Source organism: Diaphorobacter limosus, from assembly GCF_033100095.1.
Classification (GTDB): domain Bacteria; phylum Pseudomonadota; class Gammaproteobacteria; order Burkholderiales; family Burkholderiaceae_C; genus Alicycliphilus; species Alicycliphilus limosus.
Genome location: NZ_CP136921.1, coordinates 2,968,753 through 2,994,059, shown reverse-complemented (window position 1 = coordinate 2,994,059; position 25,307 = coordinate 2,968,753). Strand labels below are relative to the sequence as shown.

Here is a 25,307-nt window from a genome sequence, read left to right as displayed (position 1 = left end):
AAATTCCAAGGCGCACGATCGATGGGCTGTAGCACGGCCCATCCTCCCTATCATTGGCCGCATCGAGTGAATGCGCGGGCCAAGAGCAGACAGACACACCATGCACCACGATCCTGGCGGAAAACACAAACCCCAATGGCCCTCGGGTTCTGTGGTTCAGGCGCAGTTTTCCGGTTGCGGACGGTACCGCTACAGCCTGTCGGAGGTGTGGGACACAAACCGGGCGTTGGTGATGTTCTTGCTGATGAACCCTTCGGTAGCGGGGGTGGAGCACGCCGACCCAACGCTCATCAAAACGGGCAAATATGCGCGGGCTTGGGGCTATGGCGGGCAGCTGGTTGGTAACGTCCACGCCTACCGTGTGACGGACAGCCGTCGGCTCGTGGAGGCGGACGACCCGGTCGGCCCTGAAAACGATGCAAGGCTGCTACACATGGCGCGCCAGGCCGAGAGGGTTGTTTTGGCCTATGGCTTGCCACCCCAGCCGCTGCGCGCGCGTGCCGCAGCGGTGGTGCAGATATTGCGAAGGGCCGCGCCCCTCCAGTACCTGCAACTGACCAAGAACGGTACACCCCGCCATCCGTTGTATCTGAAGGGCAGCCTGCTGCCCCGCGATTTCGTTGCGTGATGAATGGGCGCTCGGCTACCCCCGGTATTTTTCCTCCAGCGCATCCCAGCCCGGCTTGCCCACCAGGCGCTGGCGCTCGGCAAAGGGGGTGACCAGGCCGCTGCTCTCCAGCACCTGCTTGTCGTCGCGCAGCGTGCTCAGGGCCTTGTGCATGCCCATCACCGCGCCCTGCAGCGCGGCGTTGGCGTAGAGCACCAGGCCGTAGCCCAGCTCGCCCAGCTGCTCCGCGTCGAAGATGGGCGTCTTGCCGCCTATCACCATGTTCATCAGCTGGGGCGTGGCCAGGCGTTGCGGCAGGGCGCGCACCTCCTCGGCCTGGGTCACGGCCTCGACGAACAGGATGTCGGCGCCGGCCTCGGCAAAGCGCTGCGCGCGCTCCACGGCGGCCTCGAAGCCGTGCGTGGCGGCGGCGTCGGTGCGCGCCATGATGAGAGTGGCGCTGTCGCGCCGGGCATCGACGGCGGCCTTGATCTTGGCAACCGCCTCCTCGGTGCTGATGACCTCCTTGCCCGAGAAATGACCGCAGCGCTTCGGATGCACCTGGTCTTCCAGCTGTATGCAGTCGGCCCCGGCCCGCTCCAGCGTGCGCACCGTGTGATAGACGTTGAGCGCATTGCCAAAGCCGGTGTCGGCATCGACGATCAGCGGCAGCTGCACCGCATCGCGGATGCGCGCCGTGTGCTCGGCGATTTCATGCAGGCCCATGAAGCCCTGGTCGGGCATGGCAAACCACATATTGGTCACGCCGGCGCCGGTGATGTAGATGGCCTCGAAGCCCAGGTCTTCGATGAGCTTGGCCGACAGGGCATTGAACGCGCCGGGCACCAGGGCGCCGCGGCGCGCCCCGGCCAGGGCCTTGAGTTGTTGCTTGGTATTCATGGATCGCGACCCAATACTATTGATTTAATAGCTCCTTGCGCTTGATGCACAAGCGCTGCAGCCCTGTTTTACCTGACTAGGCACATGCCTCAGACTGGTCCGCGAGCCCTCACCCCCACCCTCTCCCAGAGGGAGAGGGAGTAAAGCCGGCGCAACCGGTCGCCCTCGCCCCTTTGGGGCTGAAGGCTGCGGCTCCAGTTCCGCCGGTGCGGAACTGGACAGCTTGAAGAGCGACAGCGTCTCGCTGTCGCCCCCGGGAGGGGTGAGGGGCGGCTGCGGGATGTACATAGTCAGGCGGTTTTGCTTAAGGAAATCCTGCAAAACCTCCCCATTTGTCTGGTAGCTGTCAGCCACCGCTGGCATCCTCAGCATCTATGAAGCAAATTGGCCTCGCCCTGAACCTGAGCACGCGCCAGACCCGCAAGCAAGTCTTTCTCGAACAGATGGAGCAAGTCGTGCCCTGGCAAGACTTGGTGCAGCTGATCGCCCCGTACTACCCCCAGGGCAGGAACGGGCGCCCGCCCTTTGAGCTGCAGACCATGCTGCGCCTGCACTTCTTGCAGCAGTGGTTCAAGCTGTCGGACCTGGGGATGGAGGAAGCCTTGTTTGACACGCCCCTGTACCGAGACTTTGCCCAGCTCGATGCCCACGGGCGGCTGCCTGACGAGAGCACCATCTTGCGCTTTCGCCACCGCCTGGAGCGCCACAAGCTGGCCGAGCAGATGCTGGCCACCGTCAACGACCTGCTGTGCGCCAAAGGCCTGCAGCTCAAGGAAGGCACCATCGTGGACGCCACCTTGATTGCCGCGCCGAGCTCAACCAAGAACAAAGACAAGGCGCGAGACCCCGAGATGCATTCGAGCAAGAAGGGCAACCAGTGGTACTTCGGCATGAAGGCCCATATCGGCGTGGACGCCGACAGCGGCCTGGTGCATACCGTGCGCTGCACCTCGGGCAACGTCGGCGACGTGGTCGAAGGCAACAGCCTGCTGCACGGACAGGAGGTGCAGGTCTTTGGTGACGCTGGCTACCAGGGAGCGGACAAACGCGCCGATGCGCCCAAAGACGTGCCGTGGCACGTTGCCATGGGGCCGGCCAAACGCAAGGCATTGGACAAAGAACGCAGTGCCGTAGATGCCCTGGTCGATCAGCTCGAGCGCGTGAAGGCGCAAATCCGCGCCAAGGTGGAGCACCCGTTTCGCGTCATCAAGCGCCAGTTTGGCTACACCAAGGTGCGCTACCGAGGTCTGAAGAAAAACACCCTGCAGATCGTGACGTTGTTTGCGCTCTCGAACCTGTGGATGGCGCGCCATCAGTTGATGCAGCAGCAAGGAGCACGGGGATGAGTGCGCCCGAAAACAGGGCGCGGGCCGCCAAAAGCGGCAAAAAGCCCTGTTTCAAGGGCAAAAAGGCAGGGGAAACTGCCGAAATCAACTCAAGTTTGCACCATCTGAAAAATAGCCCAGGCGTAGCACGCCTGGGGATGGGTTGTTCAGGGCATCCTTAAAAGCTGCCGGCGGGAATGCGCACCATGCCCTCCATCAGAATGCGCGCGCTGCGGCTCATGGCGGCCTTCGTCACCTGCCATTGGCCGTCCACCCGCGCCACCTCGGCGCCCACGCGCAGGCTGCCCGAGGGGTGGCCGAAGCATACGGTGTTGCGCGTGCCGCCGCCAGCGGCCAGGTTGACCAGCGTGCCCGGCACGGCGGCGGCCGTGCCTATGGCGACGGCCGCCGTGCCCATCATGGCGTGGTGCAGTTGCCCCATCGACAGGGCGCGCACCAGCAGATCGACAGCGCCGGCCTCGACGCGTCTGCCGCTGGACGTGGCGTAGCCGGCCGGCGGGGCAACGAAGGCAATTTTTGGCGTGTGCTGGCGCTGCGCGGCCTCGGCCAGGTCGGCGATCAGGCCCATCTGCAACGCCGCCCAGGCACGGATGGCCTCCAGGCGCGCCAGCGCTTGCGGGTCTTGGTTGATGTCGCGCTGCAGCTCGGTGCCGGTGTAGCCCAGGTCTTGTGCGTTGAGGAAGACGGTGGGGATGCCGGCGTTGATCAGCGTGGCCTGAAAGCTGCCCACGCCGGGCACATCCAGCATGTCCAGCACCTGACCGGTCGGGAACATGGCCCCATCCTCGGCGGCGGGGGCCATGAACTCCAGCGCCACCTCGGCGGCGGGGAAGGCCACGCCGTCCAGCTCGAAGTCGCCCGTCTCCTGCACCTGGCCATGGGTGATGGGCACATGCGCGACGATGGTCTTGCCAATGTTGGCCTGCCAGATGCGCAGCGTGCACACGCCGTTCTCGGGAATGCGCGCCGCGGCTATCAAGCCCATGTGGATGGCGCAGGGCCCGACGGCGGCCGACAGGTTGCCGCAGTTGCCGCTCCAGTCGACCAAGGGCCGGTCTATGGCCACCTGGCCAAACAGATAGTCCACGTCATGCCCGGGGCGCTGGCTGCGGCTGAGGATGACCGCCTTGCTGGTGCTGGATGAGGCATTGCCCAGGCCGTCGATCTGCTTGCCATAGGGGTCGGGGCTTCCCAGCACGCGCAGCAGCAGCGCATCGCGCGCCGCGCCGGCCTGCTGTGCGGGCGCGGGCAGGTCTTGCAGCTTGAAGAACACGCCCTTGCTGGTGCCGCCGCGCAGGTAGGTGGCGGGGATGCGGAGTTGTGCGGATTTACTCATTTTTTGATAGCTGTTTGCGCTTTATACAAGCGCGTCAGAGGCATGTTTGGCTAAAAAATCCTGGGCAAAGCGTTGCAACACACCGCCGGCTTCGTACACCGACACCTCCTCGGCGGTATCGAGGCGGCAGGCCATGGGCACTTGCAGCCGCTGGCCATTGTGGCGCTGCACCAGCAGGGTCAGCGTCGCGCCCGGGGTCAGGCGGCCTTGCACCTCGTAGGTCTCGCTGCCGTCCAGCCCCAGGGTGCTGCGGTTCACGCCCGGCGCAAACTGCAGCGGCAGCACGCCCATGCCGATCAGGTTGGTGCGGTGGATGCGCTCAAAGCCTTCGGCCGCCACCACCTCCACCCCGGCCAGGCGCACGCCCTTGGCGGCCCAGTCGCGGCTCGAACCCTGGCCGTAGTCGGCCCCGGCAATGATGATCAGCGGCTGGCGGCGCTGCAGATAGGTTTCTATCGCCTCCCACATGCGCACCACCTGGCCCTCGGGCTCGATGCGCGCCAGCGACCCCTTTTGCACCTGGCCACCCACCACGGCCATTTCATTGACCAGTTGCGGGTTGGCAAAGGTGGCGCGCAGGGCCGTGAGGTGGTCGCCCCTGTGCGTGGCGTAGGAGTTGAAGTCCTCCTCGGCCAGCCCCATGGCCGCCAGGTACTCGCCCGCGGCCGAGTCGGCCAGGATGGCGTTGGACGGCGAGAGGTGGTCGGTGGTGATGTTGTCGCCCAAGAGCGCCAGTGGGCGCAGGTTGGTCAAAGTGCGTGGGAAGGCCGCCAGCGCGCCCACGCCCTCGGTGTCCCAGTACGGCGGGCGGCGGATGTAGGTGGACTGTGCGCGCCAGGCGTACTGCGGCGCGGCGGGTGCGGCAGCGCTTTTGCGCAGGCTGAACATGGGCTGGTACACGGCGCGGTACTGCGCGGGCTGGACGGCGCGGGCCACCACGGCGTCGATCTCCGCATCGCTGGGCCATAGGTCGTGCAGGCGCACCTCCTTGCCATCGACCACGGCGAATACATCGTTTTCTATGTCAAAGCGCACCGTGCCCGCCAGCGCGTAGGCCACCACCAGCGGTGGGCTGGCCAAAAACGCCTGGTTGGCATGGGGGTGGATGCGCCCGTCGAAATTGCGGTTGCCCGAGAGCACGGCCGTGGTGTAGAGGCCGCGCTCGGTGATTTCTTGTTGAATGGCGGGGTCCAGCGCGCCGCTCATGCCGTTGCAGGTGGTGCAGGCAAAGCCGACGATGCCAAAGCCCAATGCTTCCAAATCCTCCAGCAGCCCGGCCTCTTGCAGGTACAGCTCTACCGCCTTGGAGCCGGGGGCGAGCGAGGTCTTGACCCAGGGCTTGCGGCTGAGGCCCAGGCGGCGCGCGTTGCGTGCCAGCAGCGCGCTAGCGATCACGTTGCGCGGGTTGCTGGTGTTGGTGCAACTGGTGATGGCCGCGATGATGACCGCGCCATCGGGCAGCAGGCCTTGGGCTTCATCGGCGCGGGCGGCGGCCAGCTGGGCGGCATCGGCAATGCCGCGCTCGGCCAGGGCGCTTACCGGCAAGCGCCGGTGCGGGTTGCTGGGCCCGGCCATATTGCGCACCACGCTGGAGAGGTCAAAGCGCAGCACGCGCTCGTACTCGGCGGCTTGCAGCCCATCGGCCCAGAAGCCCGCGGCCTTGGCGTAGGCCTCGACCAACTGCACCTGCTCTGGGCTGCGGTCGGTCAGGCGCAGGTAGTCCAGGGTCTGCTGGTCGATATGGAACAGCGCGGCCGTGGCGCCGTACTCCGGGCACATATTGCTGATGGTGGCGCGGTCGCCCACCGACAGGCTTTGCGCCCCCGCGCCAAAGAACTCGACATACGCGCCCACCACCTTTTCGCGGCGCAAAAATTCGGTCAGCGCCAGGGCGATGTCGGTGGCGGTGATGCCGCTGGCGGGCTGGCCCGAGAGCTCCACGCCCACCACCTCGGGCAGGCGCATCCAGCTGGCGCGGCCCAGCATCACGTTCTCGGCCTCCAGCCCGCCCACGCCTATGGCCAGCACGCCCAGGGCGTTGACGTGCGGGGTGTGGCTGTCGGTACCCACGCAGGTGTCGGGGTAGGCCACGCCGTCCTGGCTGGCGACCACGGGCGACATCTTCTCCAGATTGATCTGGTGCATGATGCCGTTGCCCGCCGGGATCACCTGCACATTGGCAAAGGCCTGTTTGCACCACTCGATGAAGTGAAAGCGATCCGCGTTGCGCCGCTCCTCGATGGCGCGGTTTTTGGCAAACGCCTCGGGGTCAAAGCCGCCGCACTCCACGGCCAGCGAATGGTCCACGATGAGCTGCACCGGCACCACCGGATTCACCTGCGCCGGGTCGCCGCCTTCTTGTGCGATCGCATCGCGCAGCCCCGCCAGGTCCACCAGCGCCGTCTGGCCCAGGATGTCGTGGCACACCACGCGCACCGGGTACCAGGGGAAGTCGATTTCGCGCCGGCGCTCTACGAGCTGGCGCAGGTAGTCGTTCAGCTGCGCTGGATCGGCACGGCGCAGCAGGTTTTCGGCATGCACGCGGGCGCTGTAGGGCAGGCGGGCCCAGGCACCGGGGGTGAGGGCTTCGACGGCGGCACGGGCGTCGAAATAATCCAGCGCTGTGCCGGACAGGGGTTTGCGGTGGGTGGAGTTCATCGTGGGCTTGCTATTTATTTGATATCTGCTAACGCTTTATTTAAGCCATTTTCAATATCAAATCAATATTAAAACGTCTCTTATCAAGCATTAATAGCTATTATTTTTTATTAGAAACGCTCGGCCAGGGGGACAAACCGCTGATCTTCCGGCCCGGTGTAGTTGGCGCTGGGGCGGATGATTTTGTTGTCCTGGCGCTGCTCGATCACATGCGCCGCCCAGCCGCTGGTGCGGGCGATGACGAACAGCGGCGTGAACATGGCCGTGGGTACCTGCATCATGTGGTAGCTGACGGCGCTGAACCAGTCCAAGTTGGGGAACATTTTTTTCTCCTCCCACATCACCACCTCCAGGCGCTCGGCAATGTCGTACATCTTGGTCGAACCAGCCGCCTGCGACAGCTGCTTAGCCACGCCCTTGATGACGACGTTGCGCGGGTCGCTCACGGTGTAGACCGGGTGGCCAAAGCCGATCACCACCTCCTTGTTGGCAACGCGCTGACGGATGTCGGCTTCGGCCGCGTTGGGGCTGTCGTAGCGCTTTTGCACCTCAAACGCCACCTCGTTGGCACCGCCATGCTTGGGGCCGCGCAGCGCGCCTATGGCGCCGGCGATGCTGGAGTACATATCGCTGCCCGTGCCGGCAATCACGCGTGCGGTAAAGGTGCTGGCGTTGAACTCGTGCTCGGCGTACAGGTTCAGGGACGTGTGCATGGCGCGCACCCAGGCCTCTTGCGGCTTTTGGCCGTGTAGCAGGTGCAGAAAATGCCCGCCAATGGATTCATCGTCGGTCTGCACCTCGATGCGCCTACCCGAGTTACTGAAGTGGTACCAGTACAGCAGCATGCTGCCCAGGCTGGCCAGCAGGCGATCGGCAATGTCGCGGCTGCCCGCCAGGTTGTGGTCGTCCTTCTCGGGTAGGGCGCAGCCCAGGGCGGAGACGCCGGTGCGCAGCACATCCATGGGGTGGCTGGCGGCGGGCAACTGCTCCAGCGCGGCCTTCACGCTGCCGGGCAGGCCGCGCAGGGCGCGGAGCTTGGCTTTGTAGCTGGCAAGTTCGGCGCGCGTGGGCAGCTTGCCGTGCACCAACAGGTGGGCGATTTCTTCAAATGCGCAGACCTCGGCCATGTCCAGGATGTCGTAGCCGCGGTAGTGCAGATCATTGCCCGTGCGGCCCACGGTGCACAGGGCGGTATTGCCCGCCTGCACGCCCGAGAGGGCGACGGATTTTTTGGCCTTGGGCGCGGCCGGTGCGTCGGCGATGGCGGTGTTCATGTGCGGGGCTCCTTGTTGCTGATGCGCTTGCGATGCTTCGCAATTTACGCAAAATACCCCCATACCAACAGGGCTGAAAAGGCGAAGTCTTGCGAATCACACACCGACAAATTGCAAATTTTGCGAATCCCCAGAGCCGCGGAGGGCGCGCATGAGAAAGACCTTCATGGGCGTGAAGCTGCGCGCGCTGCGTGCCGAGCGCGGCCTGTCGCAGACCGCGCTGGCCCAGGCGCTGGAACTCTCGCCCAGCTACCTGAACCAGATCGAGCAGAACCAGCGCCCGCTCACCGTGCCGGTGCTGCTGAAGCTGCACCGCGCCCTGGGCGTGGACATACAGCAGTTCTCCGAGGACGAGGAGGCGCGCCTGATCGCCGGCCTGCGCGAGGCCCTGGCCGACGCCGCCGAGCCCATCGCCCTGCCCGAGCTGCAGGAGGTGGCGGCGCAGATGCCGGCGCTGGGGCGGGCGCTGATCGCCCTGCACCGGCGCCGGCTGCAGGCCGATGAGCGGCTGGAGACGCTGGCGCTGGGCCTGGGCGACGACCGCGGCCAGGCCGTGGCCGCGCGCGCCATGCCTTTCGAGGTGGTGCGCGACTTCTTCTTTGACCACCAGAACCATTTCGACGCCGTGGACCGCGCCGCCGAAACCCTGGCCGCCCAGGCGCCGGGCGCGCAGGGCGGCCAGCTGGGCCCATGGCTGACCGAGCGCCTGCGCCAGCGCCATGGCGTGCAGCTGGTGTTGGCGGGCGACGGCAGCGGCGCCAAGCGCAGCTACGACCCGACCCAACGCCGGCTGCTGCTGTCGCCCGAGCTGGAGCCGGCGCAACAGGCATTCCAGCTGGCCACGCAGCTGGCGCTGCTGGAGCTGCCGGCGCTGATGGATCAGCTCACCGATGCCCCGCCGTTCAGCCATGACGAGGCCGCGCGCAGCCTGGCACGCATAGGCCTGGCGAACTACTTTGCCGGCGCGCTGCTGCTGCCCTACGGCGCCTTTTTGCAGGCGGCCGAGGCGCTGCGCTACGACATAGGGCTGCTGCAGCAACGCTTTGGCGTGGGCTTCGAGACCGTGTGCCACCGCCTGTCCACGCTGCAGCGCCCGGGCGCGCCGGGCGTGCCGTTCTTCTTCGTGCGCGTGGATCGGGCGGGCAACATCAGCAAGCGCCAGTCGGCCACGCAGTTCCACTTCAGCCGCACCGGCGGCACCTGCCCGCTGTGGAATGTGTACGAGGCCTTCGAGCAGCCCGGCCGCGTGCTGCGCCAGCTGGCCAGCATGCCCGACGGGCGCAAATACCTGTGGATTGCGCGCACGGTCTCGGGCGGCGGACGTGGCTATGGCGCGCCGCGCAAGACCTTCGCCGTCGCCCTGGGCTGCGACATGCGCCACGCGCCGCGCCTGGTCTATGCCCAGGGGCTGGATCTGAACGCCGCCGCCACGCCTATCGGCATGGGCTGCAAGGTCTGCGAGCGCGCGCAATGCCCGCAGCGCGCGTTTCCGTACATGGGCGCGGCGCTGGCGGTCAACGAGCACCAGAGCCGGCTGGTGCCCTACGGCTTTGCGCCGTAGCCTTATTGACGCATTAGCGCTTCGATCTCATCGACCGCCACGGACACGCCGCACGCTATGGACCCGCAGTCGGACTCGGTGACGATGGTGTCGTCTTCGATGCGGATGTCGAGGGGGGCTGCTCGCGCACGCTCGGCGTGCATTTAACAGTCTCAGCAAAAATGGATCGTCCTACCTAAAAGTGTCGATAAACTTTACACAAAGTTTGCAATCTTCTTCAAGGAGGTAATATTTTTATTAAATATCAAGCACTTATAAATATGGCATTAATTTTTGCTTTATCAACGCTGGCATGTGCCGCAACAGCATTGATAGGAGAATCCTATGAAAACCAAAACTTGGTTTGCCACCGCCTTTGGCGCAGCAGCAATCGCAATGGCAGGCCCGGCAGCGGCTGTGCCGGTAGCAGTGGAATTGGCCTTGCTGGTCGATGTTTCCGGAAGCGTCGACAACACTGAGTACAACCTGCAAAAAACGGGTTATGTGAACGCGTTCAAGGACGCCATCATTCAGTCCAACATCGCCAGCCTGACCGGCGGCATCGCGGTGACCTACATCGAGTGGTCAGGCGCAAACCAGCAGGCCACCTTGGTCAATTGGACACATGTTACCGACGCCGCCAGCGCAAATGCCTTCGCGAACGCAATTGCTGCCACTACGCGTGCCTTCTCAAGTTTGACTGCTCCGGGCAGCGCGATCAACTATGTCACTCCTGGCTTTTCGACTAATTCCTACGAAGGCGCACGCTGGGTGATCGACGTTTCTGGCGATGGTCCCCAAAACGATGGTGCCAACACCGCCACCGCCCGTGACAACTTCCTCAACAGCGCCCCCACGGGGGTGTCAGCGGTCGTCAACGGCTTGGCGATCCTTGGCGAGTTCGGTCTGCAGGACTGGTACCAAAACAACATCCAGGGTGGTACCAACGCCTTTGTGATCGCAGCGAACGGTTTTGCAGATTTCGACAACGCAGTAAAGACCAAGATCGGAAAGGAGATCCATGACGGCGGCGGCAACGTTCCAGAACCTGCCACACTCGCACTGGTGGGCTTGGCGCTGCTGGGCGCTGGTGCTGCACGTCGCAAGGGATCCAGGAACTGACACCTTTGGCGGTCAGAAGTGACGACAGCAACGGGCCGAGTCATCGGCCCGTTTTATTTTCATGGGTGCCACCGATCTATGGCGATAGCCCTGATGCCGTCCGGGAGGCGCAAGCCGAGCATCGGCCGCTTATCCCTGAACGCTGCAACCACGCCCGTGAGCGTGGCTGCAAGCCCTGCGGGCACCAAACCAGCCCGCGGTGCATCTTTCCATACACAAGCCTGCCGCTGCAGGTGCAGTGAAAGGCACAGTTGCGGTGCACCCCGCAGCTTTGTGCCTTAGGGCAGGGTCTGGGCTTCTGAGTCAGGCGCGCATCAGGGCTTCGATTTCATCCGGCTCGACCGGCACGCCGCGCGTCATCAGCTCGCAGCCCGCGTCCGTCACGAGGGCGTCGTCCTCTATGCGTATGCCGATATGGTGGAAAGCCTCGGGCACGCCGGGCGCCGGGCGCACGTAGATACCGGGCTCTATGGTCAGCACCATGCCGGCGCGCAGGATGCGGCTGGGGCGGTTCAGGATGAGCTCGCCCGACAGCGGATCCTTGCGCTCGCTCACCTGGCCGACCTCGCCGGGCTCCACATAGCTGCCGCAGTCATGCACGTCCATGCCCATCCAGTGGCCCGTGCGGTGCATGTAGAACTGGAAGTAGGCGCGCTTTTCGATCACGTCCTGTGCGCTGCCGACCTTGTTCTTGTCCAGCAGTCCGACATCCAGCATGCCCTGGGCCAGCACGGCCACGGCCGCGTCATGCGGGTCGGTAAAGCGCGCCCCGGCGCGCGTGGCGGCTATTGCCGCCTTCTCGCTGGCCAGCACCAGGTCGTAGAGCGCGCGCTGCGGCCCGCTGAAGCGTCCATCGGCCGGGAAGGTGCGCGTGATGTCTGACGCATAGCCATCGAGCTCGCAGCCGGCGTCGATCAGCACCAGCTCACCGGCGCGCACGGGTGCGGTGTCGGCACGGTAGTGCAGCACGCAGGCGTTGGCGCCGGCGGCGACGATGGAGCCATAGGCCGGGTACTGAGAGCCATGGCGGCGGAACTCGTGCAACAGTTCGGCCTCCAGGTGGTATTCGCGCACCTCCTGGCCGGCGCGCAGCATGCGGGCACTGGTCTGCATGGCGCGCACATGGGCGCCGGCGCTGATGCTGCCGGCGCGGCGCATGATGGCCAGCTCATGCTCGTCCTTGATGAGGCGCATCTCGTCGAGCAGGGCGCACAGGTCGCCCTGCTGTTGCGGGCACAGCGCGCCGTAGCGCACGCGCGCGCGCACCTGGTTCAGCCAGCCTTCGACGCGCGCGGCCAGGCCCGCGTGGGTGGCAAACGGAAACCACACCTGGCGGCGGTTTTCCAGCAGCCGCGGCAGGCGTGCATCGAGCTCGGCCGTGGAATGCGCGTCCGTCAGCCCCAACTGGGCCACGGCCGCCTCGGGGCCCAGGCGGTAACCGTCCCAGATCTCGCGCTCCAGATCCTTGGGCTGACAAAACAACGTGGCCTGGCCCTCGGCCGTCAGCACCAGCCAGGCACCCGGCTCGGTGAATCCGGTCAGGTAGTAGAAGTAGCTGTCGTGCCGGTACAGGTAATCGCTGTCGCGGTTGCGTGGGCGTTCCGGCGCGGTGGGCAGGATGGCGATGCCGCCGGCGCCCAATTGGGCTGCCAGACGCGCACGCCGTTGGGCGTGGATGGAGGTCATGCGCTATCGTACTGCGGCGCCGGCCCCCGCCCGGGCCGGCAGCGGCCACAACCCCATGGGCCACAGGCCCGGCGCTGCCTCAGGAGCGCTTGCTCTTGCGCTCCAGGAAGGCGTTCATATGGTGCTGCGGCTCGCCCGTCTTGAAGGCCTCGCCGAACTCGGCAATGCTGTCGTCGATGGCCGCGTCCACCGTCATGCGCTCCCAGCGGCGCAGCAGGCGTTTTTGCTGGCGCAGCACCACGGGCCCGATCTCGGCCAGGCCGGCGGCGATCTGCAGGATGCGCGCGTCGAGTTGGTCCCTGGGCACGCATTCGTTGATCAAGCCCCATTGCTCGGCCTTGGTCGCAGGGATGTTCTCGCCCGCCAGCAGCAGCCAGGCGGCGCGCGTGGCGCCGATCTGCGCCGGCATCAGGGCGGCGTGGATCACCGAGGGAATGCCCACCTTGACCTCGGGCATGCCCACCACGGCATCGTCGGCGGCGATGCGCAGGTCGCCGGCCATGGCCAGCTCCAGGCCACCGCCCAGCGTGTGGCCCTCCAGGCGCACGATCACCGGCACGGGGAAATGCCGCACGGCATTGCACAGGTCGCGCAGCGCGCCGATGAAGACCCTGCCGGTGGCGGCGGTCAGCGTGGCCAGCTCCTTGATGTCGGCGCCAGCGATGAAAGCGCGCGAGCCCGAACCGCGCAGCACCAGGCAGCGCAGTTCCTGGTTCTCCGCCAGCTCGCCGAGCTGCTTGGTCAGCGCGTGGATCACGGGCGTGCTGAGCACGTTCAGCGGGCCCGCGTCGGTGATGGTCAGAACGGCCGTGGTCGGCGTGGGATAGGAAACCTGGGAATACATGGCTGTGTCACCTTTCACATTTTTTCGAAAGCGATGTCCTTGACGAGGCGCGCCCAGGCTTGGTTAGAGCGCTCCACCGTCTGCCTGAACTGCTGCGGCGTCTGGTAGTCCACGATGGCCGACTGCTGCTCTATGGTCTTGACAAGTTCTGGGTTTTGCAGCGTCTTCTTCAACGCGGCGCTCAGCTGGTTCAATACCGCGGCATCCAGATGGGCCGGCGCGCCAATGCCGTACCAGGACATCTGGTTCATGGGCTTGAGCCCGACCTCGGCATAGGTGGGCACATCGGGCAGGCTGGCCAGCCGCTTGGGGCTGGAGACCGCCAGCGCGCGCAGCTTTCCGCCCGCAATCAGGCCGCCGGACGATGGCATGTTGTCGAACACCACGTCGATCTGCCCGGCCATCAGGTCATTCAGCGCCGGGCCCAGGCCCTTGTAGGGCACATGGGTGATCTGCGTGCCCGTGGTGTTGCCGAACAGCGCCCCGCTCAAATGGCTGTAGCCACCATTGCCCGAGCTGCCGTAGTTGAGCTTGCCCGGCGCCTTGCGCGCCGCCTCGGCCACGTCCTGCGCGGTCTTGTAGGGCGAATCGACGCCGACCACCATCACGCCCGGCACGTTGGCGATGTTGCTGATGGGCGTGAAGTCCTTCAGCGGGTCATAGGCCGGCTTGGCGTAGACGTTGGGGTTCACGGCGTGCGAGCTCTCCACCATCATCACCAGCGTGTAGCCATCCGCGGGCTGCTTGGCGGCGTAGAGCGATCCGGTGCTGCCGCCGGCGCCGGGCTTGTTCTCCACCACCACGGGCTGGCCCAGTTCTTCGCCCAGATAGCGCGCCACAACGCGGCCGATCACGTCCGTGGCGCCGCCCACGGCGTAGGGCACGACCAGGCGCACGGGGCGCTCGGGGTAGCCCGCGGCCCAGGCCGCGGGCGCGGTGGCTGCGCAGAGCACCAGCCATGTCTTCGTCATCTTTTTCACTCATGTCTCCTGTTGTGTGTAGTGAGGTGCCTCGGGCAGGGCCGCAGGCCCGAGTACCGGCGGGGGTGTGATGGCCTCCACCTGGCCAGGCTGCACCATGGGGTTGCGCACCAGCTTCAAAGGGCCGAGCTGCGGGTGCTGCACGGTCTGCAGCATCTGGCGGTGCCGCACCTGGGGATGCTCGAACACCTGCTCCAGGTCGTTGATGTTTCCCCAGGAAATACCATGGGCATCCAGCGCCTGGCCCAGCTCGGCTATCTGCCACGCAGCCAGCTGCTCGCGCAGCAGCGGGCGCAATTGCCTGATATGCGTGAGCCTGCCGGCGTTGGTGGCGAATTCCGGCGCCAGGTGCCAGTCCTGGCCCATTAGCTTGCAGAACGCCGCGAACTGGCTGTCGTTGCCAATGGCCAGGATCATGTAGCCGTCGGCGCAGGCAAACACCTCGTATGGCGCCAGGTTCGGGTGCGTGTTGCCGCTGCGCGCCGGGCTCTCGCCCGACACCAGGTAGTTGCTCGCCTGGTTGGCATTCATGGCCACGGCCACGTCCAGCAGGGCGATGTCCAGGTGCTGGCCCTGCCCCGTGCGCCCACGCTGCACCAGGGCCGCCAGCACGGCGCTGGTGGCATACATGCCGGTCATCAGGTCCACCACGGCCACGCCGGCGCGCAGGGGGCCGGCGCCCGGCTCGCCATCCTCCACGCCGGTGTAGCTCATCAACCCGCCCATGCCCTGAAAGATGTAGTCGTAGCCCGGCCGGCTGGCATAGGGGCCGCTCTGGCCGAATCCGGTGACCGACAGGTAGATCAGCCCCGGGTTGAGCGCGGACAGCGAGGCGTAGTCGAGGCCGTATTTCGCCAGCGTGCCGACCTTGTAGTTCTCCACCAGCACGTCCGCGTCCCGGATCTGGCGCAGCAGCCAGTCGCGGTCGGCGGCCTGGGCAAAGTCCGCCGTCACCGAGCGCTTGCCGCGGTTGCAGGACAGAAAGTACGCCGCTACCTTTTCACCAGACTCGGCCGTGACGAAGGGCGGCCCCCAGGCGCGCGTGTCGTCGCCCTGCACGGGCCGCTCGATCTTGAGCACGTCGGCCCCCAGGTCGGCCAGGTTCTGGGTGCACCAGGGCCCGGCCAGGATGCGCGACAGGTCCACCACGCGCACCCCATGCAATGCGCTTGCCAGCATCACGCCCCTCCTACAACTCTGACGACAAAATCGCCGTGGCCTCGCTGGACAGCACGCCGCCATTGCCGTGCACCAGCGCCGTCTGCGCGCCGTTGACCTGACGCGCCATGCCCTCGCCGCGCAGTTGCGTCACGGCCTCGATGATCAGGAACAGGCTGTACATGCCCGGGTGCACGCAGGACAGACCGCCGCCGTTGGTGTTCATCGGGAAGGCGCCGCCCGGCGCGATGCGCCCGCCCTCGATGAAGGCCCCGCCCTCGCCCTTCTGGCAAAAACCCAGGTCTTCCAGGAACAGGATGGGGTTGATGGTGAAGGCGTCGTACAGCTGCACCACGTCGATGTCGGCGGGCGTGAGGCCCGCCTGCGCGAAGGCCTTGCGCCCCGACTCCACGGCCGGGGTCACGGTCAGGTCCTCCATGCAGGAGATCTGCCGGTGCCAGTGCGCAAAGCCGCTGCCCAACACATAGATGGGCCTGGCGTGCAGCGCCTTGGCGCGGCTGGCGGAGGTGACGACGATGGCGCCCGCGCCGTCCGTGACCAGGCAGCAATCGAGCGTGGTGAACGGGTCCGAGATCATCCTGGCGTTGATCACATCGTCAACGCTCAGGGGCTTTTTGGAAAACGCATCCGGATTGAGCCGCGCCCACTGGCGCGCGGCCACCGCCACCTCGGCCAGCTGCTGGCGCGTGGTGCCGTATTCGTACATGTGGCGCGCGGCGGCCAGCGCGTAGCTGGAGACCGGGTTGAAGGCCTTGTATGGATGCTCGTAGGGCTGGGGGTCGAGCTCGGCGCGCATCTGGTTGATCTTGGAGCTGCTGGGCGCGCTGCGCGGCGTGGCGCCGTAGCAGATCAGCACGTTCTCGCACTCGCCGGCGTCTATCGCCAGCTGCGCGATCTTCAGGGCGGCGATGAAGGCCGAGCCGCCGAACATGGTGCTGTCGGAAAAGCGCGGCCGGATCCCCAGGTATTCGGCCATGCGCATCACCCACCAGGGCGAGGTCAGGCTGGCGGTGATGATGCCGTCGATATCGGCCTTGCGCAGGCCGCTCTTCTCTATCGCCTGGCAGGATGCCTGGGCGATGATTTCCTGCTCGGTGGCGCCGCCCGCATGACCCATGCCGGCCAGGCCCGTGCCCAGGATGGCAATGGAGCCACGTGAAGTATTCGCGCTCATGCCTGTACCTCGTTTGCGGTGAAGACCAGCAGCGGCCCGTCCTCGGTGGCGTCGATGCGCGCGCGCACGGCCAAGCCTATGCGCACCTGCTCCACCGGCATGCCGACCACGCGGCTCATCAGGCGCGGGCCTTCCTCCAGGTCGATCAGCACCACCGTGTAGTCGCCGTCCGCCCGGCGCACTATGGTCACCGAATACACCTGGCCCAGGCCCGAAGGCGCGACCCACTGCAGATCTTGCGATCCGCAATACGGGCAGCACAGGCGCGGATAGAAATGGTGTTTGCCACAGCTGTTGCAGCGCGGTATCTCGAAGCGCCCCTCGGCCAGCGCGCCGAAGTAGCGCTGGTCGCAGGCCTGTGCCGCGGCCGATTGCGGCGTGCCGATGTCGGTCATGGGCTCACTCCTCGGACTTGACGCCAGTCTCGGAAACGACGCGCTGCCACTTGGCCACTTCGCCGGCGACGAAGCCGCGTGTCTGCGCCAGATCCATCACGGCCAGCGGCTCGCTGTACTGCAGACGCAGGCGCTCGACCATCTCGGGCGCGTGCATGATCTTGTTGATCTGCCCATTGAGCTGCGTGAGCACCGACGCCGGCGTGCCGGCCGGCGCATACAGGCCCAGCCAGGTGTAGACGTCGAAGTCCTTGAACGCGGGCCCCGCCTCGCGCAGCGTGGGCAGCTCGGGGAACAGCTGGCTGCGCTCGGCCGCCATGTTGGCGATGGGACGCAGGCGCCCCGAGGTGATGAAGGCCGAGACGCTCATCGAGTCCTGCACGGCCATCGGGATCTGCCCCGCCACGGCGTCGTTGGTCGCCGGCGCAGCCCCCTTGTAGGGCACATGGCTGAACTGGTAGCCCGTGGCCTTGCGCAGCCATTCGCCGCCCAGATGCGTGGAGCCCGCGGCACCCGCCGTGCCGAAGGGTATGTTGGACTGCGTCTTGGCCCAGGCCAGGAATTCCTGGGTGTTTTTGACCGGAACGCTGGGATTCACCACGATGAGGTTGGGCGCCCTGGCCAGCACGGCCACGGGCTCCAGGCTCTTGAGCGGGTCGTAGCCCACCTTCTTCATCGCCGGGGCGATCACGTAGCCGGTGGCCCCCACCAGCAGGGTGTAGCCGTCGGCCGGCTGCCGGGCTACGTATTCCGTGCCCACCTGGCCCGCGCCGCCGGGGCGGTTTTCCACGACGAAGGGCTGCTTCAAGTTCTGCTGCAACTCCTTGGCCAGCGCGCGGCTGACGATGTCCGTCATGCCACCGGGCGGAAAGGCCACCACCAGCGTGACCGGCTTGGCCGGATAGGCGCCGCCCTGGGCGTGGGCCGGCATCACGGCCACGGTGAGGGCCATGCCGCCCAGGGCCACGGCACAGGCCGCAGCGCGCGTCTGCTCTGCAAATGTGAAAGCCATCCTTTGTCTCCTTCTCGCCCTTGTGGACTGTGGTGTCAGCGTCGGGCCAGTGTAGGAAGCACCGCCGCATCGGGCCATCAGAAAGATTCGAAGGCTGTCTTGAAGGATTTCGAAATCGGCAGTAGATCAGCCGGATGCGCGCGTCACCGCCACCTGCGGGTCATCGAGCAGGAAGCTCACGAACTCCGTGATGAAGCCCGGCAGGCGCGCATCCTTGCGCACCACCAGGCTCAGGCGCCGCAGGGCCCAGAGCTCATCCAGCTCGATGATGGCCAGTGGGTTCGCCTGCCAGCGCCCACCCAGCACGCTGCTGGGCACCATCGCGATACCCACGCCCGCGGCCACCAGCGCCAGCACGGCGTCGAAGCTGTGGCCATGCAGGCGCGCGCGCACGATCTTGCCCAGCCTTTGCGCGCTATCGCGCAGGAACAGGTAGTTGCTGCTGGCGCGCGCCATGCAGACAAAGTCGAAGTCCAGCGCCGCGCCCAGGCGTATGCGCTGGTGCGCGGCCAGCACATGGCCAGACGGCGCGGCGATGACCAGGCGATCCACGGCGTAGGCATGGGTGACCAGGCCCTGCACATCCGAGGGGCCGGCGAAGATGCCGACATCGGCCTCGCGCGCCAGCACTGCCGCGGGGATGGCCTCGCTCTGGCGCTCCTCTATCTCCACGTCTATCCCGGGGTAGGCCACCAGGAAGCGCCCCAGGGTCGGCGTGACGAAGCCATTGAGCGAGCTGCTGTTGGCGGCCAGCCGCACCTGGCCCTTCACGCCCGAGACGAAGCGGCTCACGTCGCCCTGCATGCGCTCAATGCCCTCGAACAGCTCGCGCACATGGGCCAGCATGGCCTCGCCCGCGGGGGTAGGGTCCATGCCGCGCGGCGTGCGCTCGAACAGTGCCGTGCCCAGCGCCTGCTCCAGGTTCTTCAGCCGGTAGCTGGCGGCCGAGGGCGTGATGAACACGGCGGCGGCGCCGGCCGTCAGGCTGCGCGCCTGGGCGATCTCCAGGAACAGGCGCAGATCCGAGAGCTCGTAGCGCATGGCGGCTACCCGGGCGTGGGCGTCTCGGCGTTCAGCGTCGCCAGGCGCTCGGGCGTGCCCACGTCGGTCCAGCGCCCGGTGTACAGCTCCGCCGTGACGCGCCCGGCATCCATGGCGCGGCGCAAGAGCGGCGCCAGCGGCGCGGCCAGGCCGGCGGGGTTGCCGGCGGGGATGTCGCACCAGGGCGCGGCGAACAGCTCGGCGCGCAGCAGGGCAATGGTGCTGTAGGTATGGCGCGGCCCGGGGTGATCGGCGGGCAGGTTCAGGGCCAGTCCGTCCGCCGACAGGCCGAAGTCGCCGCGCGGGTTGTGCTCGGGGTTCTTCACCAGCCACAGATGGGCCAGTGCATCGCCGGCGGCAAAGCGCTTGGCGGCGGCGGCGGCAAAACGGAAGTCGGGCGCAAACACATCGCCCGCGGCCAGCCAGAAGATGGGGCCCAGGCGCGGCAGGGCGCGCGCTATGCCGCCGGCCGTCTCCAGCGCGCAGCCAAAGTCCAGGCCCTCGTGAGAGTATGAAATTGATAGCTGCTTGCGCTTATCCAGTGCGCCTTTCGGCACAAAAAAGCTTGAAAATCTGTCACTGATCTGCTCGCCCAGCCAGGCGGTGTTGATGACCGCGCGCGCCACGCCGGCCTGGGCCAGCGCCTGCAGATGCCACTGCAGCAGCGGCAGCCCCTGTACCGCCAGCAGCGGCTTGGGGGTGTGGTCGGTCAGCGGGCGCATGCGCTCGCCACGGCCGGCGGCCAGGAGCAGGGCGGGTGGCTGTATGTGCATGGCCGCACTGTAGTGCATCGCCCTACCGCCAGCGCCCCCATGTCAGTGCGCCATAAGTCGCGCCGGTAAAATAGCGGGTTTTTCCGTAGGAGGCTGTCGGACTTGGAGCGCCGAAAGCGAAAATCGGCCCCAGCGAGCACAGTTTTTGCCGGATTTGCAGCCCAATAGCCCAGCTATTGGGCAAGAAGACGGTGAAAAATGGGCCGCTGCGGTCGATTTGCAGCCGGCGATTTCCAAGTCCCACAGCCTCCTAACCCCTTCTTCAGTGGAGCCGCCTTACATGGCCAACGCACAACAAATGGCGAATGCAATCCGCGCACTCGCAATGGACGCCGTTCAACAAGCCAACTCGGGCCACCCCGGCGCCCCCATGGGCATGGCCGACATGGCCGTGGCGCTATGGGGCCAGCACCTCTCGCACAACCCCGTCAACCCGCATTGGGCGAACCGCGACCGTTTCGTGCTCTCCAACGGCCACGGTTCGATGCTGATCTACGCCCTCTTGCATCTGACCGGCTACGACCTGCCGCTGCAGGAGCTGAAGAACTTCCGCCAGCTGCACAGCAAGACCGCCGGCCACCCCGAGGTGGGCATCACCCCCGGCGTCGAGACCACCACCGGCCCGCTGGGCCAGGGCATCGCCAATGCCGTGGGCATGGCGCTGGCCGAGAAGCTGCTGGCAAACGAATTCAACCGCGACGGCCACGCCGTGGTGGACCACCACACCTACGCCTTCCTGGGCGACGGCTGCCTGATGGAGGGCATCAGCCACGAGGCCTGCGCGCTGGCCGGCGCCTGGAAACTCAACAAGCTGATCGCGCTGTACGACGACAACGGCATCAGCATCGACGGCCAGATCGCCCCCTGGTTCGTGGACGATGTCTCGCAGCGCTTCAACGCCTATCAGTGGAACGTGATCGGCCCCATCGACGGCCACAACCCGGACAAGGTGGCCCAGGCCATCGCCCAGGCCAAGCTGGAAACGCAGCGCCCCACGCTGATCATCTGCAAGACCCATATCGGCAAGGGCAGCCCGAACCGCGCCAACACCGCCAAGGCCCACGGCGAGCCGCTGGGCGCGGACGAGATCGCCCTCACCCGCGCCGCGCTGGGCTGGGAGCATGGCCCGTTCGAGATTCCGGCCGAGGTCTACGCCGACTGGGACGCCAAGGCCGCCGGCGCTGCGCGCGAGGCCGAATGGAACGAGCGCTTTGCCGCCTACCAGGCCGCCCACCCCGAGCTGTCCGCCGAGTTTGTGCGCCGCATGGCCGGCGACCTGCCCAAGCATTTCGCCCAGGTGGCCGTCGATACCGTGGTCGCCGCGCATACGGCAGGCCAGACCGTGGCCAGCCGCAAGGCCAGCCAGCTGGCGCTGGAGGCCTTCACCGCGCAGCTGCCCGAGTTGCTGGGCGGCAGCGCCGACCTGACCGGCTCCAACCTCACCAACACCAAGAGCACGCCCAATCTGCGCTTTGACGCCGCGGGCGCCGTGGTCAAGACCGAGGAAGGCGTGGGTGGCCGCCACATCAACTACGGCGTGCGCGAGTTCGGCATGGCCGCCATCATGAACGGCGTGGCGCTGCACGGCGGCTTCATCCCCTACGGCGGCACCTTCCTGACCTTCAGCGACTACAGCCGCAACGCCATTCGCATGGCGGCGCTGATGAAGCAACGCGTGATCCATGTGTTCACGCACGACTCCATCGGCCTGGGCGAGGACGGCCCGACGCACCAGTCGATCGAGCATGCCGCCAGCCTGCGCCTGATCCCCGGCCTGGACGTCTGGCGCCCGGCCGACACCACCGAAACCGCCGTCGCCTGGAGCGTGGCCCTGTCCAACCGCGACAAGCCCACCGCGCTCTTGCTGAGCCGCCAGAACCTGGCCTACGCGCCCAAGAAGGATCTGGGCGACATCTCGCGCGGCGCCTACATCCTGAGCGAGCCCAAGGATGTGGGCCTGAAGAAAAAGGCCCAGGCGGTGATCATCGCCACCGGCTCCGAGGTGCAACTGGCCCTGTCCGCGCAAAAGCTGCTGGCCGAGAAAAAGATCGCCGTGCGCGTGGTCTCCATGCCCAGCACCACCACCTTCGACCGCGAGGACGTCAAGTACAAAAAGCTGGTGCTGCCCGCGGGCCTGCCGCGCATCGCCGTTGAAATGGGCGTGACCGACGGCTGGTGGAAATACGGCTGCGCCGCCGTGGTCGGCATCGACTGCTACGGCGAATCGGCCCCGGCGGGCGTGCTGTTCAAGCATTTCGGCTTCACCGCCGAGAACGTGGCCGACACCGTGCGCGCCGCGCTGCAGCGCAAGCGCTGACCGTTTCCTGAAGGTTTTTGCGTGCGCGACGATCTGCCCTTGTTCCAAGCCAGCTTGCTGCAGTGCGAGGCCAACCGCGCGCATCCCTATCCCGTGGTTTCACTGTTCAGCGGCGCCATGGGCTTGGACATGGGACTGGAACAGGCGGGCCTGCGTACCGTGGTGGCACAAGACATTGACCCGTGGTGCGTACAAACCATACGCCGCAACGGCCACACGGCGGTACAAGGCGATCTACGCCAGTTGCTGGCCGAGGATCCACAGCTACACGGTTTGCTCGATACCTGCGGGATGCGTGGTCGGGAAATTTTTGCCGTCGTCGGCGGCCCGCCCTGCCAGCCTTTTTCAACGGCCGGCAAACGCATGGGCGTACAAGACCACCGCGGCCAGCTGTACGAAGATTTCGTACAGGTCGTGCGCCAGCTCAAGCCCCGGTTTTTCGTCATGGAGAACGTCAAGGGCTTGGCATCCATGCGCCAGCAACCCGACGACAAGGCATCACCGGCCGTCCTCGACCATATTCTTCAATTGTTTGCCGAGCTGGGCTACCGCACCGTACATGGCGTGCTCGACGCCGTGCACTACGGGACGCCGCAGTTCCGCGAGCGCCTGGTCATCATCGGCAGTCGTGATGGCGAAGATATTTTCCTACCCATACCCTCGCATTTCCCTCAGCACCAAAATCCGGATTTGCGTTGGCACACCCTGGGCGAAGCCCTGCAGGGACTGGATGACCCAGGCCCCTGCGCCAAGTTCTCCACCACCATCGGGCAATATCTGACCTTGGTGCCCGAGGGCGGAAACTGGAAAACTCTGCCAGAAGAAATTCGCCCCAAAGCCATGGGCGGCGCCTACGCATCGGGAGGCGGCAAGGTAGGGTTCTACAGGCGACTTTCGCGCAGCGAGCCTGCGCCTACCCTGGTCACGAGCCCGGTGCAAAAGGCCACCTTGCTGGGCCACCCTACGGCGCTGCGTCCCCTATCGGTACGCGAGTACGCACGCATACAGGGCTTTCCGGATGACTGGCACTTTGAGGGTGCCCTTAGTGATTGCTATCGCCAGATTGGCAACGCCGTTCCGGTTCCCCTCGGCCGGGCGATAGGGCAAGCCTTGGTGGCCACCGCCACGCAAACCGCCACCGTGCGCGTCAAGCGCATGCGCGGCACATCAGTTCACAAGCGCGTGACCGGGGCATGGCAGTCCCAGGAGAATGAAGAGTGATTCCCGAGGCGGTTCTGAACGAGAAAATTGGCGCATTGCTGCTCACCCTGTACAGCAAGCGCCTGTCTGCTTTGGATGCATTGACGCTCAGCGATCTGCTGAAAAAAAATCCCTATCTTTATCGTGCTCTGGGTGTTTCGCGTCCGGTGGAGTTCATCGAGCAATCGCTACTGGCGCGCATCTCAAGCTCCGACGAGACCATATTCGGCAACGACTTTTTCGAACCACTCGCATTCTTTTCGGCGCAGCAGGCCCATGCTGGCGGTGCCAATGTGAGCGTAGGTGCCGGGGCTGGCCAAGACTTCGCCATTGAGACTGCGCGCGAATATCTGGCGATTGCGGTCAAATCGGGCACCAACATCTTCAACTCCCAAAGCGAAAAAGGGCAATCCGCTGAGTTTCTGCAACTGCAGGCCCGCTTGAAAAAGCTCGGCAAGATGTTCCGTCCCATCATTGGCTATGGCTACGGACGCAAGGCAGCGCCCAAAATAGCGAATCCGGTTGAACGACTGGCCGGCCAAAGATTCTGGGAACTACTGACTGGAGAGCCTGATTTCTATCTACGCATCTCACGCAGCATGGAAACCTGGGCAAGCGAGCATTCAGCCATATTCAAGCAAGCCCTTGCCACCAAACAAGACGCGTTGTTACGCGCATTCATGATCGATTTTGTTGCCCCCTCCGGGCACATCAACTGGGATGCTGTTGTGGCCTTCAATAGCTGCGCTACGGCCCCACGGCGTACTCGTACCAAAGTTTCTGTTACTTCCAAAGGAGCTTCCTCATGACCATCAAGATTGGCATCAACGGCTTCGGCCGCATCGGCCGCAACGTGCTGCGCTCGGCGCTGCAGAACTTCTCCGACATCGAAGTCGTTGCCATCAACGACCTGCTGGAGCCCGACTACCTGGCCTACATGCTCAAGTACGACAGCGTGCATGGCCGTTTCAAGGGCGAAGTCGCGGTGGACGGCAACACCCTCATCATCAACGGCAAGAAGGTTCGCCTGACGCAGGAGCGCGACCCCGCGAATCTGAAGTGGAACGAGGTCGGCGCCGACATCGTGATCGAGTCCACCGGCCTGTTCCTGGACAAGGCCAGCGCCGAGAAGCACATCGCCGCCGGCGCCAAAAAGGTGCTGATGTCCGCCCCCTCCAAGGACGACACGCCGATGTTCGTCTATGGCGTGAACCACAAGACCTACGACGGCCAGGCCATCATCAGCAACGCCAGCTGCACCACCAACTGCCTGGCCCCCGTGGCCAAGGTGCTGCATGACAAGTGGGGCATCAAGCGCGGCCTGATGACCACCGTGCACGCCGCCACCGCCACGCAAAAGACCGTGGACGGCCCCAGCAACAAGGACTGGCGCGGCGGCCGCGGCATTCTGGAGAACATCATCCCCAGCAGCACCGGCGCCGCCAAGGCCGTGGGCGTGGTGATCCCGGCGCTGAACAAGAAGCTGACCGGCATGAGCTTCCGTGTGCCCACCTCCGACGTGTCGGTGGTGGACCTGACGGTGGAGCTGGAAAAGGAAGCCAGCTACGACGAGATCAAGGCCGAGATGAAGGCCCAGTCGCAGGGCGCGCTCAAGGGCGTGCTGGCCTATACCGAGGACAAGGTAGTCGCCACCGACTTCGTCGGCGAGACCCACACCTCGGTGTTCGACGCCGACGCCGGCATCGCCCTGGACAAGACCTTCGTCAAGGTCGTGGCCTGGTACGACAACGAATGGGGCTACTCCAACAAGTGCCTGGAGATGGTGCGCGTGATGGCCGGCAAGTAAGCCACCACTACAACCCCATCCAAGAACGCGCCCTCGGGCGCGTTTTTTCATGTCAATCAGGGTAACCCCCCCACCACAAAATCGCAACAAATATTTACATAAATCTCGAATGCGAC

21 protein-coding genes are annotated in these 25,307 nt (G+C 65.7%); 8 read left to right on the top strand and 13 right to left on the bottom strand.

Features of this window, described 5'->3' with window-relative positions; translation table 11 throughout:
* The first annotated feature begins 100 nt into the window (after positions 1–100).
* On the top strand, positions 101–628 hold the full coding sequence (locus P4826_RS14335) for a DUF1643 domain-containing protein (RefSeq protein ID WP_317701058.1): 528 nt from the start codon (positions 101–103) through the stop codon (positions 626–628).
* A 15-nt stretch (positions 629–643) separates the two neighbouring features.
* Here the strand turns inward: P4826_RS14335 and P4826_RS14330 are convergent, their stop codons facing one another.
* Positions 644–1,507: an isocitrate lyase/PEP mutase family protein gene (locus P4826_RS14330; protein ID WP_317701057.1), complete on the bottom strand. Its 864-nt coding sequence runs from the start codon at positions 1,505–1,507 to the stop codon at positions 644–646.
* 374 nt (positions 1,508–1,881) lie between these two features.
* Here P4826_RS14330 and P4826_RS14325 point away from each other — a divergent pair, with 374 nt between their 5' ends.
* On the top strand, positions 1,882–2,853 hold the full coding sequence (locus P4826_RS14325; RefSeq protein WP_317701056.1) for an IS5 family transposase: 972 nt from the start codon (positions 1,882–1,884) through the stop codon (positions 2,851–2,853).
* A gap of 157 nt (positions 2,854–3,010) precedes the next feature.
* Here P4826_RS14325 and prpF read toward each other — a convergent pair whose 3' ends face one another.
* The 3 genes from prpF to prpC form a co-directional block, all read right to left on the bottom strand.
* Positions 3,011–4,189, bottom strand: a complete 1,179-nt coding sequence (gene prpF / locus P4826_RS14320) for a 2-methylaconitate cis-trans isomerase PrpF (protein WP_317701055.1) — start codon at positions 4,187–4,189, stop codon at positions 3,011–3,013.
* 21 nt (positions 4,190–4,210) lie between these two features.
* Positions 4,211–6,847 carry a Fe/S-dependent 2-methylisocitrate dehydratase AcnD gene (gene acnD, locus P4826_RS14315; protein ID WP_317701054.1) on the bottom strand — a complete coding sequence of 879 codons (2,637 nt, stop codon included), beginning with the start codon at positions 6,845–6,847 and terminating at the stop codon, positions 4,211–4,213.
* Between the two features lie 110 nt (positions 6,848–6,957).
* A complete protein-coding gene (gene prpC / locus P4826_RS14310; RefSeq protein ID WP_317701053.1) occupies positions 6,958–8,121 on the bottom strand; it encodes a bifunctional 2-methylcitrate synthase/citrate synthase in 1,164 nt (387 codons plus the stop codon).
* A gap of 151 nt (positions 8,122–8,272) precedes the next feature.
* Between prpC and P4826_RS14305 the strand changes: the two genes are divergently transcribed.
* Both P4826_RS14305 and P4826_RS14300 read left to right on the top strand, forming a co-directional pair.
* Positions 8,273–9,682 carry a short-chain fatty acyl-CoA regulator family protein gene (locus tag P4826_RS14305; RefSeq protein WP_317701052.1) on the top strand — a complete coding sequence of 470 codons (1,410 nt, stop codon included), beginning with the start codon at positions 8,273–8,275 and terminating at the stop codon, positions 9,680–9,682.
* A 324-nt stretch (positions 9,683–10,006) separates the two neighbouring features.
* Positions 10,007–10,783, top strand: coding sequence for a DUF1194 domain-containing protein (locus P4826_RS14300; RefSeq protein WP_317701051.1), 777 nt, complete (start codon positions 10,007–10,009; stop codon positions 10,781–10,783).
* A gap of 303 nt (positions 10,784–11,086) precedes the next feature.
* Here P4826_RS14300 and P4826_RS14295 read toward each other — a convergent pair whose 3' ends face one another.
* From P4826_RS14295 to P4826_RS14255, 9 genes are all read right to left on the bottom strand, one after another.
* On the bottom strand, positions 11,087–12,469 hold the full coding sequence (locus P4826_RS14295; protein WP_317701050.1) for an aminopeptidase P N-terminal domain-containing protein: 1,383 nt from the start codon (positions 12,467–12,469) through the stop codon (positions 11,087–11,089).
* Between the two features lie 79 nt (positions 12,470–12,548).
* Positions 12,549–13,313, bottom strand: coding sequence for an enoyl-CoA hydratase (locus P4826_RS14290; RefSeq protein WP_317701049.1), 765 nt, complete (start codon positions 13,311–13,313; stop codon positions 12,549–12,551).
* Between the two features lie 14 nt (positions 13,314–13,327).
* Positions 13,328–14,284: a Bug family tripartite tricarboxylate transporter substrate binding protein gene (locus P4826_RS14285; RefSeq protein WP_317701048.1), complete on the bottom strand. Its 957-nt coding sequence runs from the start codon at positions 14,282–14,284 to the stop codon at positions 13,328–13,330.
* A gap of 9 nt (positions 14,285–14,293) precedes the next feature.
* The gene (locus P4826_RS14280) at positions 14,294–15,472 is read right to left on the bottom strand and encodes a CaiB/BaiF CoA transferase family protein (protein ID WP_317701047.1); all 1,179 of its coding nucleotides are present in this window, start codon (positions 15,470–15,472) and stop codon (positions 14,294–14,296) included.
* A gap of 10 nt (positions 15,473–15,482) precedes the next feature.
* Positions 15,483–16,646: a thiolase gene (locus P4826_RS14275; protein WP_317701046.1), complete on the bottom strand. Its 1,164-nt coding sequence runs from the start codon at positions 16,644–16,646 to the stop codon at positions 15,483–15,485.
* Entirely contained in the window at positions 16,643–17,041 is a 399-nt protein-coding gene (locus P4826_RS14270) for a Zn-ribbon domain-containing OB-fold protein (RefSeq protein WP_317701045.1), read from the bottom strand. The genes P4826_RS14275 and P4826_RS14270 overlap by 4 nt, the downstream gene beginning before the upstream one ends.
* Positions 17,042–17,045: 4 nt before the next feature.
* A complete protein-coding gene (locus tag P4826_RS14265) occupies positions 17,046–18,053 on the bottom strand; it encodes a Bug family tripartite tricarboxylate transporter substrate binding protein (protein WP_317701044.1) in 1,008 nt (335 codons plus the stop codon).
* A 126-nt stretch (positions 18,054–18,179) separates the two neighbouring features.
* Positions 18,180–19,094, bottom strand: coding sequence for a LysR family transcriptional regulator (locus tag P4826_RS14260; RefSeq protein ID WP_317701043.1), 915 nt, complete (start codon positions 19,092–19,094; stop codon positions 18,180–18,182).
* 5 nt (positions 19,095–19,099) lie between these two features.
* The gene (locus P4826_RS14255) at positions 19,100–19,885 is read right to left on the bottom strand and encodes a nucleotidyltransferase family protein (protein ID WP_317701042.1); all 786 of its coding nucleotides are present in this window, start codon (positions 19,883–19,885) and stop codon (positions 19,100–19,102) included.
* Positions 19,886–20,147: 262 nt separating this feature from the next.
* On the opposite strand from P4826_RS14255, the gene tkt reads away from it, so the two are divergent.
* Genes tkt through gap form a run of 4 tightly spaced genes read left to right on the top strand, consistent with a single transcriptional unit; the run spans position 20,148 to position 25,191 of the window.
* Positions 20,148–22,184, top strand: coding sequence for a transketolase (gene tkt, locus P4826_RS14250; RefSeq protein WP_317701041.1), 2,037 nt, complete (start codon positions 20,148–20,150; stop codon positions 22,182–22,184).
* A 21-nt stretch (positions 22,185–22,205) separates the two neighbouring features.
* The gene (locus P4826_RS14245; RefSeq protein WP_317701040.1) at positions 22,206–23,405 is read left to right on the top strand and encodes a DNA cytosine methyltransferase; all 1,200 of its coding nucleotides are present in this window, start codon (positions 22,206–22,208) and stop codon (positions 23,403–23,405) included.
* Positions 23,402–24,193, top strand: coding sequence for a PmeII family type II restriction endonuclease (locus tag P4826_RS14240; protein ID WP_317701039.1), 792 nt, complete (start codon positions 23,402–23,404; stop codon positions 24,191–24,193). The genes P4826_RS14245 and P4826_RS14240 overlap by 4 nt, the downstream gene beginning before the upstream one ends.
* Positions 24,190–25,191: a type I glyceraldehyde-3-phosphate dehydrogenase gene (gap, locus tag P4826_RS14235; protein ID WP_317701038.1), complete on the top strand. Its 1,002-nt coding sequence runs from the start codon at positions 24,190–24,192 to the stop codon at positions 25,189–25,191. Before P4826_RS14240 ends, gap begins: the two co-directional genes overlap by 4 nt.
* The last annotated feature ends 116 nt before the right edge of the window (positions 25,192–25,307 follow it).

Excerpts from the sequence above, each read along its gene's own strand:
- P4826_RS14265 (WP_317701044.1), bottom strand. The coding sequence starts at position 18,053 with ATGGCTTTCACATTTGCAGAGCAGACGCGCGCTGCGGCCTGTGCCGTG.
- P4826_RS14285 (WP_317701048.1), bottom strand. The coding sequence starts at position 14,284 with ATGACGAAGACATGGCTGGTGCTCTGCGCAGCCACCGCGCCCGCGGCC.
- P4826_RS14260 (WP_317701043.1), bottom strand. The coding sequence starts at position 19,094 with ATGCGCTACGAGCTCTCGGATCTGCGCCTGTTCCTGGAGATCGCCCAG.
- prpF (WP_317701055.1), bottom strand. The coding sequence starts at position 4,189 with ATGAGTAAATCCGCACAACTCCGCATCCCCGCCACCTACCTGCGCGGC.
- tkt (WP_317701041.1), top strand. The coding sequence starts at position 20,148 with ATGGCCAACGCACAACAAATGGCGAATGCAATCCGCGCACTCGCAATG.
- P4826_RS14335 (WP_317701058.1), top strand. The coding sequence starts at position 101 with ATGCACCACGATCCTGGCGGAAAACACAAACCCCAATGGCCCTCGGGT.
- P4826_RS14275 (WP_317701046.1), bottom strand. The coding sequence starts at position 16,646 with ATGAGCGCGAATACTTCACGTGGCTCCATTGCCATCCTGGGCACGGGC.
- gap (WP_317701038.1), top strand. The coding sequence starts at position 24,190 with ATGACCATCAAGATTGGCATCAACGGCTTCGGCCGCATCGGCCGCAAC.
- P4826_RS14280 (WP_317701047.1), bottom strand. The coding sequence starts at position 15,472 with ATGCTGGCAAGCGCATTGCATGGGGTGCGCGTGGTGGACCTGTCGCGC.
- P4826_RS14300 (WP_317701051.1), top strand. The coding sequence starts at position 10,007 with ATGAAAACCAAAACTTGGTTTGCCACCGCCTTTGGCGCAGCAGCAATC.
- prpC (WP_317701053.1), bottom strand. The coding sequence starts at position 8,121 with ATGAACACCGCCATCGCCGACGCACCGGCCGCGCCCAAGGCCAAAAAA.
- P4826_RS14325 (WP_317701056.1), top strand. The coding sequence starts at position 1,882 with ATGAAGCAAATTGGCCTCGCCCTGAACCTGAGCACGCGCCAGACCCGC.
- acnD (WP_317701054.1), bottom strand. The coding sequence starts at position 6,847 with ATGAACTCCACCCACCGCAAACCCCTGTCCGGCACAGCGCTGGATTAT.
- P4826_RS14305 (WP_317701052.1), top strand. The coding sequence starts at position 8,273 with ATGAGAAAGACCTTCATGGGCGTGAAGCTGCGCGCGCTGCGTGCCGAG.
- P4826_RS14255 (WP_317701042.1), bottom strand. The coding sequence starts at position 19,885 with ATGCACTACAGTGCGGCCATGCACATACAGCCACCCGCCCTGCTCCTG.
- P4826_RS14290 (WP_317701049.1), bottom strand. The coding sequence starts at position 13,313 with ATGTATTCCCAGGTTTCCTATCCCACGCCGACCACGGCCGTTCTGACC.
- P4826_RS14270 (WP_317701045.1), bottom strand. The coding sequence starts at position 17,041 with ATGACCGACATCGGCACGCCGCAATCGGCCGCGGCACAGGCCTGCGAC.
- P4826_RS14330 (WP_317701057.1), bottom strand. The coding sequence starts at position 1,507 with ATGAATACCAAGCAACAACTCAAGGCCCTGGCCGGGGCGCGCCGCGGC.
- P4826_RS14295 (WP_317701050.1), bottom strand. The coding sequence starts at position 12,469 with ATGACCTCCATCCACGCCCAACGGCGTGCGCGTCTGGCAGCCCAATTG.